Annotated in this window: 11 protein-coding genes; 8 read left to right on the forward strand and 3 right to left on the reverse strand. The window is 66.4% G+C overall.

What is annotated here, in order from left to right; all coding sequences use genetic code 11:
* Positions 1 to 79 precede the first annotated feature (79 nt).
* Positions 80 to 574, forward strand: a complete 495-nt coding sequence (locus C5O18_RS02125) for a disulfide bond formation protein B (RefSeq protein WP_105191224.1) — start codon at positions 80 to 82, stop codon at positions 572 to 574.
* Between the two features lie 62 nt (positions 575 to 636).
* On the opposite strand, the gene C5O18_RS02130 is transcribed toward C5O18_RS02125, so the two are convergent.
* The gene (locus tag C5O18_RS02130) at positions 637 to 1,428 is read right to left on the reverse strand and encodes an FKBP-type peptidyl-prolyl cis-trans isomerase (protein WP_105191225.1); all 792 of its coding nucleotides are present in this window, start codon (positions 1,426 to 1,428) and stop codon (positions 637 to 639) included.
* Positions 1,429 to 1,694: 266 nt separating this feature from the next.
* On the opposite strand from C5O18_RS02130, the gene C5O18_RS10300 reads away from it, so the two are divergent.
* Both C5O18_RS10300 and C5O18_RS02140 read left to right on the forward strand, forming a co-directional pair.
* Positions 1,695 to 2,489: a transcriptional regulator gene (locus tag C5O18_RS10300; RefSeq protein ID WP_158249240.1), complete on the forward strand. Its 795-nt coding sequence runs from the start codon at positions 1,695 to 1,697 to the stop codon at positions 2,487 to 2,489.
* 72 nt (positions 2,490 to 2,561) lie between these two features.
* Positions 2,562 to 4,487 (forward strand): ATP-binding cassette domain-containing protein, encoded by a 1,926-nt coding sequence (locus C5O18_RS02140; protein WP_105191226.1) that lies wholly within the window; start codon positions 2,562 to 2,564, stop codon positions 4,485 to 4,487.
* 51 nt (positions 4,488 to 4,538) lie between these two features.
* Here the strand turns inward: C5O18_RS02140 and C5O18_RS02145 are convergent, their stop codons facing one another.
* Entirely contained in the window at positions 4,539 to 5,072 is a 534-nt protein-coding gene (locus tag C5O18_RS02145) for a thioesterase family protein (protein ID WP_206389688.1), read from the reverse strand.
* Positions 5,073 to 5,273: 201 nt separating this feature from the next.
* On the opposite strand from C5O18_RS02145, the gene hemB reads away from it, so the two are divergent.
* Together hemB and ppk1 are read left to right on the forward strand one after the other, a co-directional pair.
* Positions 5,274 to 6,308, forward strand: a complete 1,035-nt coding sequence (gene hemB, locus C5O18_RS02150) for a porphobilinogen synthase (RefSeq protein ID WP_105191227.1) — start codon at positions 5,274 to 5,276, stop codon at positions 6,306 to 6,308.
* Between the two features lie 68 nt (positions 6,309 to 6,376).
* Positions 6,377 to 8,443 (forward strand): polyphosphate kinase 1, encoded by a 2,067-nt coding sequence (ppk1, locus tag C5O18_RS02155; protein WP_105191228.1) that lies wholly within the window; start codon positions 6,377 to 6,379, stop codon positions 8,441 to 8,443.
* Positions 8,444 to 8,483: 40 nt separating this feature from the next.
* On the opposite strand, the gene ppx is transcribed toward ppk1, so the two are convergent.
* Positions 8,484 to 9,989 (reverse strand): exopolyphosphatase, encoded by a 1,506-nt coding sequence (gene ppx / locus C5O18_RS02160; protein WP_105191229.1) that lies wholly within the window; start codon positions 9,987 to 9,989, stop codon positions 8,484 to 8,486.
* A 124-nt stretch (positions 9,990 to 10,113) separates the two neighbouring features.
* Between ppx and trxA the strand changes: the two genes are divergently transcribed.
* The 3 genes from trxA to C5O18_RS02175 form a co-directional block, all read left to right on the forward strand.
* The gene (trxA, locus tag C5O18_RS02165) at positions 10,114 to 10,476 is read left to right on the forward strand and encodes a thioredoxin TrxA (protein WP_478209672.1); all 363 of its coding nucleotides are present in this window, start codon (positions 10,114 to 10,116) and stop codon (positions 10,474 to 10,476) included.
* A gap of 200 nt (positions 10,477 to 10,676) precedes the next feature.
* Complete coding sequence (gene rho / locus C5O18_RS02170; protein WP_105191230.1) at positions 10,677 to 11,936, forward strand: transcription termination factor Rho; 1,260 nt, start codon at positions 10,677 to 10,679, stop codon at positions 11,934 to 11,936.
* Between the two features lie 257 nt (positions 11,937 to 12,193).
* Positions 12,194 to 12,546, forward strand: a 353-nt coding sequence (locus tag C5O18_RS02175; protein ID WP_206389689.1) for a hypothetical protein, incomplete at its 3' end; no start/stop codon positions are given.

Raw genomic sequence — 12,546 nt, forward strand, 5'->3', positions numbered from 1 at the left:
CTGATCTCGAGGCGCAGCCGCAGCTGCCGTTCGCCGAATTCCTCGACCGCTACTTCGCTGACTGACCAGGAGTGATGCCATGCCGTGGATCCCGACGTTCCGCCAGACCAACCTGCTGATCGCGGCGCTGGCCGCCGTGGCCATCGCGGCCGCGCTCTATCTGCAGCATGTGGAAGGTCTGGAGCCCTGCCCGCTGTGCATCTTCCAGCGCATCGCCGTCATGGCCACAGGCGCCGTGGCGCTGGTCGCGGCACTGCATGGTCCGGCCGGCTGGGGCCGGCGCGTCTATGCCGCGCTGACTTCGCTGGCGGCGCTGGCCGGCGTGGTGGTGGCCGGTCGTCATGTCTGGCTGCAACACCTGCCGCCGGAGCAGGTGCCGGCCTGCGGCCCGGGCCTCGAATACTGGCTGGCGGCATTCCCGCTGCAGGAGGTCGTGCGCCAGGTGTTCCAGGGCTCGGGCGAGTGCGCCAAGGTCGACTGGGTGCTGTTCGGGCTCACGCTGCCGGGCTGGACGCTGGTCATGTTCACCGGCCTGCTGGCGCTGACGCTCTGGCAGCTTGTCCGTCGACGCTGAGTACTGTGGCGTGACATGAAAAGGCCGGGCAATGCCCGGCCTTTTCATGTGTCATGCGCAGGTCACTTCTTCGGCTTGGCGGCCGGCTTCGCAGCTGGCTTGGCGGCGGCAGCCTTCTCGATGCCCTGCAGCTCGACCTTGAAGTGCAGCACGGCGTTCGGCGGGATCGGGCCGGCACCGGCTTCGCCATAAGCCAGCGCGGACGGGATGAAGAACTCGTAGGTCGAGCCCACCGGCATCAGCTGCAGGCCCTCGGTCCAGCCCGGGATCACCTGGTCGAGCTGGAACACGGCCGGCTCGCCGCGGTTGTAGGAGCTGTCGAATACCGTGCCGTCGAGGAAGCGGCCCTCGTAGTGCACGCGGACGTTGTCCTTGGCTTTCGGCTTGGCGCCCTTGCCTTCGCTCACCACGCGATACTGCAGCCCGGAGCTGGTGACCTTGATGCCGTCGGCACGGGAGTTCTCGTCGAGGAAGGCTGCGCCGGCCTGGGCGTTCTCGGCTGCCAGCGCTTCCAGCTCGGCCTGCAGCTGTGCCAGGCGCTGCTCCTTGTAGCGGTTCACTGCGGCCGTGCGTTCCGGCGGCGTCAGCAGGCTTTCCTTGCGATCGAAGGCATCGCGGAAGCCGCGGATGAAGGTGTCGATGTCGAGGTCGGGAATCTGCTCCGCGCTGCCCTGACCGTTCATGTAGCCGATGCTGTAGGCGAACTGCTCGCGATCGTTCACCGGCTTCTTGCCGGTGTTCGGTGCCAGCACGGGCGAGGTGTTCTGGGCTGCTGCAATATCACCCGCCGCCATGGCGAGGGGAGACAGCGATGCGATGCCGGCGAGGGCCAGGGAAAATACCAGGTGACGCATTGAATCACTCCCGTGAGGATCGGATGGCGAATGCTTGGAGGATAAGGGCAAGCGGGTATCGATACCACCCCGCCGGAAAAGGGGGAATATCACCGACAAAATGCAGCGAACACCATTGACAGGTTCTCGCTTTTTTAAAAGTCATGGATTAACTTCAACGATGCGCCAACCTATCCAGAGAGGAAACGCCAATGCCCGCTGCAAACAAGAAAGCCACGCCGGTGAAGGCCAAAGCTGCTGAGGCAGCGAGTGCTGTCGAGGCCAAAGTGGAAAAGCTCAAAGCCGATGTTGAAAAGCAAGCCGTGAAACTGCGCGAGCAGATTCAGAAGGTCGTCGAGAAAGCCCAGCAAGAAGCCGAATCCTATGTCGATGCTGCCCGCAAGCTCGTCGACAAGGCCGAGGCCAGCTACAAGGAAGTCCAGGTCAAGTTCAAGCAGCAGATCGACAAGGCTGCCGGTGACAAGGAGCTCGTCAAGGTTCTGAAGGAGCGTACCCAGCAGGCCGAAGCCGAAGCCAAGGCTGCCGTCGCCGCCGCCAAGAAGGACTACGAGCAGGCCCGCAAGGCCATTACCCTGCTGCAGCAGAAGAGTGAGCTGAAGGCCTATGTCCAGGCCAAGATCAAGGGTGAAGCTGCCGCTGCCAAGAAGGCTGCGGCCAAGCCTGCTGCGAAGCCGGCGGCCAAGCCCGCTGTGAAGGTTGCAGCCAAGCCGGCGGCCAAGCCTGCTGCGAAGCCGGCAGCCAAGCCTGCTGCGAAGCCGGCGGCCAAGCCCGCTGCGAAGCCGGCGGCCAAGCCTGCTGCGAAGCCGGCGGCCAAGCCTGCTGCGAAGCCGGTGGCAACGCCCGCTGCGAAGCCGGCAGCCAAGCCTGCTGCGAAGCCGGTGGCCAAACCGACTGCGAAGCCGACCGCCAAGCCCACCGCGAAGCCGGCAGCCAAGCCTGCTGCGAAGCCGGCCGCCAAGCCGGTTGCGGCTGCGAAGCCCGCTGCTGCTGCACCGGCCCCGGCCGCTGCTGCCCCGGCTGCCGCTCCTGCCACGACGCCGACCACGCCGTCCGCCTCGTAAGCTTGCTACACTGCGGCAACAGCAACGGGCCTTCGGGCCCGTTGTTCTTTCTGTCATTGCTGCGGGTGCTCCATGATCCTTGCTGAAAACCTCAGTCTGCTGCGCGGCGGTCGTCCGCTGTTCGAGAAGGCCGGCTTCACCATCCATCCGGGCTGGCATGTCGGTCTGACCGGCAACAATGGTTGCGGCAAGAGTTCCCTTTTCGCGCTCCTGCGCCGCGAGCTGCAGGCGGATACCGGCAGCCTGCAGCGTCCGGCCATCTGGACGGTCGCGCACATGGCCCAGGAAGTGGCCGCGCTGCAGCAGCCGGCGATCGAATACGTGCTCGATGGCGATGCCGAATGGCGCGAGCTGGACTCCGCGCTGGCCGACATCGAGACCATGGACGGCAATGAGGTGGGTCGCCTGTTCGCCCGTTACGAGAGCATCGACGGTTACACGGCACGCTCGCGTGCGGCCCAGCTGCTCGCCGGCCTGGGTTTCGCCGAGGCTGACCAGCAGCGTCCGGTGGCCGAGTTCTCCGGTGGCTGGCGCATGCGCATCAACCTCGCCCAGACCCTGATGTGCCGCTCCGACCTGCTGCTGCTGGACGAGCCCACCAACCACCTCGACCTCGACGCCATCCTGTGGCTGGAGGACTGGCTGCGCGCCTACCCCGGCACGTTGCTGGTGGTGTCGCACGACCGTGATTTCCTCGATGCCGTGGTGGGCCACATCCTGCACATCGAGATGGGCACCATCACGCATTACCGCGGCAACTATTCCACCTTCGAGCGCACCCGCGCGGAGCGTCTGGCGCAGCACCAGCAGGCGTTCGAGAAACAGCAGCAGCAGGTCGCGCACCTGCAGTCGTTCGTGGAGCGTTTCCGTGCCAAGGCATCCAAGGCGCGGCAGGCGCAGAGCCGCCTGAAAGCGCTGGAGCGCATGACGCTGAGCGCACCGGCGGAGATCGACTCCGGCCTGGAGATCCGTTTCCGCGCACCGGATCGCCTGGTCAGTCCGCTGCTGCGTCTCGATGAGGCCGACATCGGCTATGACGGCGTGCCCTGGCTGCGCCATGTCCAGCTCGGCCTGTACCCGGGCGCGCGCATGGCCCTGCTCGGTCCCAACGGCGCCGGCAAGTCGACACTGGTGAAGGCGCTGGTGGGCGAGCTGCCGCTGCTCGCGGGCACGCGCCTGATCAGCGAGCACACCCGCATCGGCTATTTCGCCCAGCACCAGGTCGACCATCTCGATGTCCGTGCTACACCGCTGCTCATGCTGCAGCGCCTGAGCCCGAAGACCGATGAGCTGACCCTGCGCAGTTTCCTGGGCGGTTTCGGCTTTGGCGGCGACCGCGTGACCTCGGTGATCGAGCCGTTCTCGGGTGGCGAGAAGGCGCGCCTGGCGCTGGCGCTTATCGTCTGGCAGCGGCCCAACGTGCTGTTGCTGGACGAGCCCACCAACCACCTCGACCTCGCCCTGCGCCATGCCCTGCTGGTTGCTATCCAGGCCTTCGAGGGCGCGATCGTGCTGGTCTCGCATGACCGCAACATGGTGTCGGTGCTTTGCGACGAGCTGCTGCTGGTCAACGATGGTCAGGTGCGTCCCTTCGATGGCGATCTCGATGACTATGCCCAGTGGCTGCGTCAGTGGCGTACAGAGAAGGCCCGCGCAGTTACGGCGGCCGGGCGGGCCGCGGTAGCGGCTCCGGTTGCGGCGGCGGTTATGCCGCCGCCCGAGCAGGCGCCCGTGTCGGCGGCCAGGAAAGTGGTCCGCTCGGCGGATGTGCGTGCATTGCAGCAGGCGCTGGCCAAGGCGGAGGAGCGTGTCGCCACGCACCAGCAGCATCTGGACGAGATCGCCGCCAGCCTGGCTGACAGCGCGGTATACGAGTCCGGGCAGGCCGATGTCTTGCGGCGGTTGCTGACCGAGCAGGCCACGCTGCAGGCGGCGCTGGAGGAGGACGAGGCGCGCTGGCTGGCGTTGGGCGAGGAGCTGGATGCGCTGACCGGCTGAGTTGCCGGTCAGCGCGGACGGAGCAGGCCGCGCGCTGCTCCCGAAAGGGGCTCAGTAGTGGAACACGGCGTTGCCGGTGGCGATCAGCTCGCCGCTGTCATTGCGCAGTTCCATCTGCGTCGCGCAGATCTTGCTGCCGACGCGCACCACCCGGCCGATGGCTTCGAAGCGGGTTCCGCGCCCTGGCCTCAGGTAGTCGATGCGCATGTCGATGGTGCCGAGCTGGCCTATGCGGCGCATCTTCTCCTCGCGCGGCTGCCCCTTGAGGCGCACATAGGCGGCGGTCAGGGCCGCCAGGCCGCCGACGTTGTCGAGCATGGTGGCGATCACGCCGCCATGCAGTATCTGCTTGAAGACATTGCCGACCAGGCAGGGCTGCATGTCGAGCGAGGCACGTACTTCGTCCGCATCGATGCCGGTGACCCGGAAGCCGATGTGCTGATTGAACGGTGTCAGGTTGAAGCCGTCGATCAGTTGCTGCATGAGCACGCGCAGGCGCTCCTGACGTGCTTTCTCATCGCTGTCGCCGGTGCCGCTGGCCAGGGGTTCGACGGGCGTCTGCCCCGTGTCGTAAAGGCTGCTCATGCGTGTGCGGATCCTGCGGCTGTCCTGGTGATACCGGTCGGCCTGCTGGCGCGGCCGGAGCCGGAGACACTCTAGCAATATGTGACCATTTGGTCATTACTTGTGTCGCCATGGATGGCCGCATGGACCGCCGCGGCCCTCGCGTGGTCAGGCCGGGCGGCTTGGGCTAAGCTTGCATCTCCTCCTCCCCTCGAGATTGCCATGGCCGTCGCCACGCCCCAGCGCGCTCCCTATCCCGCCACCCGACTGCGTCGCAACCGCGCCCACGCGTGGTCGCGCCGGCTGGTCCGCGAGCATGCGCTGACGGTGAATGACCTGATCTATCCGGTCTTCGTGCTCGATGGCGAGAACCGTCGCGAGGCGGTGGCCTCCATGCCCGGTGTCGAGCGCCTGTCGATCGACCTGCTGGTGCAGGCGGCCGCGGAATGGGTGGCGCTGGGCATTCCGGCGCTGGCGCTGTTCCCGGTCACGCCGGCCGGGGCCAAGTCGCTGCTGGCCGAGGAGGCCTGGAATCCGGATGCCATCGCGCAGCGCGCCACGCGCGCGCTCAAGGCCGCCTACCCGGACCTCGGCATCATCACCGATGTTGCGCTCGACCCGTTCACCGTGCACGGCCAGGACGGCATCCTCGACGACAACGGCTACGTGCTCAACGATGTCAGTGTCGAGGCGCTGGTGAAGCAGGCGCTGTCGCAGGCCGAGGCCGGCGCCGACATCGTGGCGCCGTCGGACATGATGGACGGCCGCATCGGTGCCATCCGCCAGGCGCTGGAGGCTGCGGGTCATGTCAACGTCGGCATCCTGTCCTACGCCGCCAAGTACGCGTCGAGCTACTACGGTCCGTTCCGCGATGCCGTAGGCTCCGCTGCCAACCTCAAGGGTGGCAGCAAGCTCGGCTACCAGATGGATCCGGGCAACGGCGCCGAGGCGCTGCATGAAGTCGCGCTCGACCTCGCCGAGGGCGCCGACATGGTCATGGTCAAGCCGGGCATGCCGTATCTGGATGTGGTCAAGGCGGTGAAGGACCAGTTCCAGGTGCCGACCTTCGCCTATCAGGTCAGCGGCGAATACGCCATGCACGTGGCTGCCTTCGAGCAGGGCTGGCTCAAGCGCGACGCGGTGATCCTGGAGTCGCTGCTGGCGTTCAAGCGCGCCGGTGCCGACGGCATCCTGACCTATTTCGCTCCCGAGGCCGCGCGCTTGCTGCGCGCCGCCGAACTGGACAGTGCCCGCTGACGCGGGACTGACATAAAACCGTCATGAAGCGGCGGTCAAATGGCGTGACTTCCCGAGGGACCCTCGTTATGACCGCCGTCGCCAGCGCTGTCGATCTCAACGATCCGGCTTTCTACATCAATCGCGAACTCAGCATCCTCGATTTCAACCTGCGCGTGCTCGAGCAGGCGACGGATACCCGGCACCCGCTGTTGGAGCGTCTGACCTTCCTGCTGATCTTCTCGCGCAACCTCGACGAGTTCTTCGAGATCCGTGTCGCCGGCCTGCTGCAGCAGGTCGCCCTCGGCCGCATCAGCACCGGGCCGGACGGCCTGCTGCCGCAGGAGGTGCTGAAGCAGATCGCCGATACCTGCCATGCCGCCGTGGACCGCCAGTACCGCATCCTCAACGAGGACCTGCTGCCCGCGCTGGCGGCCGAGAACATCCGCTTCCTGCGCCGCGAGGAGTGGGACGACAAGCAGTCGGCCTGGGTGCGCAAGTACTTCAAGGAACAGGTCATGCCGGTGCTGACGCCGATCGGCCTGGACCCGGCGCACCCGTTCCCGCGCCTGGTCAACAAGTCGCTGAACTTCATTGTCTCGCTGGACGGCAAGGATGCCTTCGGGCGCCAGATGTCGCTGGCCGTGGTGCCGGCGCCCCGCTCGCTGCCGCGCGTGGTGCGCCTGCCGGACGAGATCACCGATGGCGGCGACCAGCATGTCATGCTGTCGTCGATCATCCACGAGCATGTCTCCGAGCTGTTCCCGGGCATGACCGCGAACGGCTGCTTCCAGTTCCGCGTCACCCGCAACGCCGACCTCACCGTCGACGAGGATGTCGAGGACCTGGCTTCCGCGCTCAAGGGCGAGCTGCTGTCGCGACGCTACGGCGCCGCCGTGCGCCTGGAAGTGGCGGACAACTGCCCGCGCCACATCATCGATTACCTGCTGCGCCGCTTCGGCCTCGGCAGCGATGCGCTCTACCAGGTCAGCGGCCCGGTCAACCTCGCCCGTCTGCTGTCCGACTTCGACCGCCCGCGCCTGCGCTTCGTGCCGTTCCGGCCGCGCATTCCGGAGGTGCTGCAGAAGACCGAGAGCATCTTCGAGGCCATGCAGCAGGGCGATATTCTGCTGCACCATCCGTTCGAATCCTTCGCGCCGGTGGTCGACCTGCTGCGCCAGGCCGCGCGTGATCCGCATGTGCTGGCCATCAAGCAGACCCTGTACCGCTCCGGCGCCGATTCGGAGATCGTCAACATCCTCGCCGAGGCCGCGCGCAACGGCAAGGAAGTGACGGCGGTGATCGAGCTGCGCGCGCGCTTCGACGAGGAATCGAACATCGAGGTCGCGAACAAGCTGCAGCAGGCCGGCGCCATCGTGGTCTACGGCATCGTGGGCTACAAGACGCACGCCAAGATGATCCTGGTGGTGCGCCGCGAGGGTCGCCGCCTGGCACGCTATGTCCACCTCGGCACCGGCAACTACCATGCCGGCAACGCCCGCATCTACACCGACTACGGCCTGCTCACCGCCAACAGCGAAGTCTGCGAGGACGTGCACAAGATCTTCCAGGAGCTCACCGGCATGGGCCGCGTGGTGCGCCTGAAACAGCTGCTGCACGCGCCGTTCACGCTGCATCCGCAGCTGCTGCAGATGATCGACCAGGAAATCCAGAACCAGCAGGCCGGCCTGCCGTCACGCATCATCGTGAAGGTGAACGCGCTCACCGAGCGCCAGGTCATGCTGGCCCTGCTGCGCGCGTCGCAGGCGGGCGTGCGCATCGACCTCATCCTGCGGTCGGTCTGCTGCCTGCGCCCGGGCATTCCGGGCGTCAGCGAGAACATCCGCGTGCGCTCCATCGTCGGCCGCTTCCTGGAGCACACCCGCGTGTTCTATTTCGAGAACGGCGGCGATCCGAAGGTGTTCTGCTCCAGCGCCGACTGGATGGACCGCAACCTGTTCCAGCGCGTCGAGACCTGCTTCCCGATCAACGATCCGGCGTTGCGCCGCCGCATCATCGACGACGGCCTCAAGGTCTACCTGGCCGACAACAGCCAGGCCTGGCTGCTGCAGTCGGACGGCTCCTGGCAGCGTGCCGAGCCGGGCCGGAGCGAGCCGAAGGCCGCGCAGCATGTGCTGCTCGAACGCCTGACCTGAGCGCGTTGCCCGGTCTGGCCGCCGGCCAGTCCGGGCCGGCTCAGGCGAAGTCCAGCGTCAGGCCCAGTCCCGCGAAATAGTCCTGCTCCTGCTCCAGGTCGGCGCAGGTCAGCGGACGCGTGTTCAGCCAGCCGCGCGGGAAGCGCAGCGTGAAACTGTCGCCATCGACCTTCAGCTTCGGTGCCGGCAGGTCATCGCGGCTGCGGCTGTGGTGCAGCAGCACGGCCAGGCGCAGCAGCAGGCAGAGGTGGAACAGCGCCGGGCCGCCGGCCTGCAGCAGCGCCTGCACCTGCTCCTGGCGCATGCGACGACGGTGCAGGCCGACCAGCAGCGACAGCCGCTCCTGGTCCGGGCGCGAGAAGCCGGCGAGATCGGAATGCAGCAGCAGGTAGGCGCCGTGCTTGTGGTAGCCGCTGTGCGAGATCGCCTGGCCGATCTCGTGCAGCTGTGCTGCGCGCTCCAGCAGCGTGGCATCCTCGGGGCGGATGTCGGCGGCCGGACGGCTCTGGCGCAGCAGGTCGAGCGCGGTGTCGGCGACACGCGCGGCGAAGGCCGGGTCGATGCTGTAGCGTTGCTGCAGCGAGGTCACCGTGCGGTCGCGTATGTCGACGTCCTGGAAGCGCCCGAGCAGGTCGTGCAGCACGCCTTCGCGCAGGGCGCCGTCGGAGTAGCCCAGCGTGTCCAGGCCCAGCGACTGGAAGATCGCGCTGATGATGGCGAAGCCGGCCGGCATGATTGCGCGCCGGTCTTCCTTGAGGCCGGGCAGGTCGAGCTCGCTGACATGGCGGTGCTGCAGCAGCAGCTCGCGCAGACGTTCGATGTGCTCCGCCGTGATGATGCCGTCGGCGTCCGACCACCCCAGCTGCTGGATCACCGTGCGCACGGCCTTGATGGTGCCGGAGGAGCCGATGGCGGTCTGCCAGCCCTCGGCCAGGTAGGCACCGGCGATGGCCGACAGCTCCTGGCGCGCCGCGGTCACCGCCTTGTCCAGCGCCTTGGCGCTGATCTGCCCGTCGGCGAAGAAGCGCTGCGTGTAGCTGACACAGCCCATGTGCAGCGACTCGGTCAGCAGCGGTTCGTGGCGGTCGCCGATGATGAATTCGGTGGAGCCGCCGCCGATGTCGATGACCAGCCGCCGGCCCTGCCCGGCAAGTGTCTGCGACACGCCGACATAGATCAGCCGGGCCTCTTCGCGGCCGGCGATGATTTCCACCGGGTGGTTGAGCACGGTCTCCGCGCGCTGCACGAATTCACGGGCGTTGCGCGCCACGCGCAGCGCGTTGGTGGCGACGATGCGCATGCGCCGCGGCTCGACACCGGCGAGCTGCTGGCCGAAGCGCGACAGGCAGGCGAGGCCGCGTTCCTGCGCGGCCTCGTCGAGGTGGTCGTCCTGGTCCAGGCCGGCGGCCAGCTGGACCTTCTCGGACAGGCTCTCGGTGATGCGGATGACACCATGGTCGAGACGGGCTATCGCGATGTGAAAGCTGTTGGAGCCAAGATCCACGGCAGCCATCAGGCCATCATCAAGGCGAAGGTTGCGCGTCATCGGCGTCTCCCGGTCAGGTGCTGGTTTTCGGGCGCCCGCCCGGTTTGTGAGGCAGGGTGAAGATTCCCGAGTGTAGCGTACCCCCCTCGTGTTGCATGCATTTGTCAGCAGTGGTGTATCATGAATGACCATCCCCTTCCGACGACGGAGTGACATGATGAGCAGCGAGCTGATCGTCCACACCACCGATGCAAATTTCGAAGCCGACGTGCTTCAGGCCGACGGCCCGGTTCTGGTCGACTACTGGGCACCGTGGTGCGGACCCTGCAAGATGATCGCGCCGGTGCTCGACGCCATCGCTGGTGAGTACGAAGGCCGCCTGAAGATCGTCAAGGTCAATGTCGACGACAACGGCGCCACCGCTGCCAAGTTCGGCGTGCGCGGCATCCCGACTCTGAGCGTGTTCAAGGGCGGCGCCGTGGCGGCCACCAAGGTCGGCGCGCTGTCCAAGTCGCAGTTGACAGCGTTCATCGACTCCACTATATAAGTTTCACGGACGGCCTGCGGAAAGCCCGCGGCCGTCCGGTTCCGACCCGATCTGCTTGCCTTAGTCACGTTCCCCTCGATCCTCCACGCGCGCTGCCATCCTGACGCTGCCCCCGTGTCCGTGATCCCTCGTCGAACGCCATTGCCACCGCCGGCACGAGCAGATGGAGTCGCCCTCATCCTTCCAGCTGAATCCACGGTATGAATCTCACCGAACTCAAGAAAAAGCCGATTGGCGAACTGATCCAGATTGCGGACTCCATGGGCCTCGAGAGCGTCGCCCGCAATCGCAAGCAGGACATCATCTTCTCGATCCTCAAGACGCACGCGAAGAACGGCGAGGAAATCTACGGCGATGGCGTGCTCGAGATCCTGTCCGACGGATTCGGCTTCCTGCGTTCGGCCGAGGGCTCCTTCCTCGCCGGCCCGGATGACATATACGTCAGCCCGTCGCAGATCCGCCGCTTCAACCTGCGCACCGGCGACACCATCACCGGCACCATCCGGCCGCCGAAGGAGTCGGAGCGCTACTTTGCCCTGCTCAAGGTCAACCAGATCAACTATGACTCGCCGGAAAGCGCGCGCAACAAGATCCTGTTCGAGAACCTGACGCCGCTGTTCCCGACCAGCCGCCTGATCATGGAGCTGGGCAACGGTTCCACGGAAGACGTCACCTCCCGCACCATCGATCTCATCGCCCCGTACGGCAAGGGCCAGCGCTCGCTGATCGTGGCGCCGCCGAAGGCCGGCAAGACCATGCTGCTGCAGACGCTGGCGCAGTCCATCGCGCGCAACAACCCGGACTGCTACCTGATCGTGCTGCTGATCGACGAGCGTCCGGAAGAAGTCACCGAAATGCAGCGCACGGTGCGCGGCGAGGTCGTGGCGTCGACCTTCGACGAGCCGCCGGTGCGTCACGTGCAGGTCGCCGAAATGGTGATCGAGAAGGCCAAGCGCCTGGTCGAACACAAGAAGGATGTCATCATCCTGCTCGACTCCATCACCCGTCTCGCCCGCGCCTACAACACCGTCATCCCCAGCTCCGGCAAGGTGCTCACCGGTGGTGTCGACGCGCACGCGCTGGAGCGTCCGAAGCGTTTCTTCGGCGCCGCCCGCAACATCGAGGAAGGCGGCTCGCTGACCATCATCGCCACCGCGCTGATCGACACCGGCTCGAAGATGGACGAAGTCATCTTCGAAGAGTTCAAGGGCACCGGCAACCATGAAGTCAACCTGGACCGCCGCATCGCCGAGAAGCGCGTGTTCCCGGCCATCAACATCAAGAAGTCGGGTACCCGCCGCGAAGAGCGCCTGATGGGCGACGACGAGCTGAAGAAGGTCTGGATCCTGCGCAAGCTGCTGCACTCCATGGACGAGATCGCGGCCATCGAGTTCCTGCTCGACAAGCTCAAGGACGCGAAGACCAACGAAGAGTTCTTCGACATGATGAAGCGCAAGTAAGCGCCCGCCACTCCGGAAAAGCCCTCTTCGCGAGGGCTTTTTCATGCCCGCCGTTCGTGTCGCGAATGTGGTCGCGGGCGTGGTCTCGGGTGTGACCATGGGTGGCGGGCGGCCCCGCTCGGCCTGAATGTGGAGACTTCTTGAAGACCGCCCGGCCGTGGTCATCGCCACCTGTCAGGGGGCGTTCTGGGTAATGTCACCGCCGGCATGGTCCGGACGGTTCAAGCCATGACGGCCCCGACCAAAGGAGATCCACCATGAAGAAATCCACGCTGCTGCCCTTCGCCCTGCCGCTGGCCGCGCTCATGCTGAGCGCCGCGGCGCATGCCGGCCCCGACCACAAGTTCCACGGTGCCAAGCCGGGCGGTCCCGATCGCTTCATCGAGGCCATCGACAAGCGCGCCGGGCTGGAGCTGACCGACAGTCAGAAGCAGCAGATCGACAAGGTGCTGAGCGAAGAGCGTGCCAAGCACGAGGCCATCCGCAAGGACTCCCAGGCGCGCATCGACAAGGTGCTGACGCCGGAGCAGCGTGCCAAGCGCGACCAGTTCCTGAAGGATTCGGCAGCCAGGCAGGCGGAGCGGCTGGAGCAGCGCGCCGGACAGCTGCA

Origin of the sequence: Amnimonas aquatica, assembly GCF_002943415.1 — a bacterium.
Taxonomy (GTDB): domain Bacteria; phylum Pseudomonadota; class Gammaproteobacteria; order Pseudomonadales; family Moraxellaceae; genus Perlucidibaca; species Perlucidibaca aquatica_A.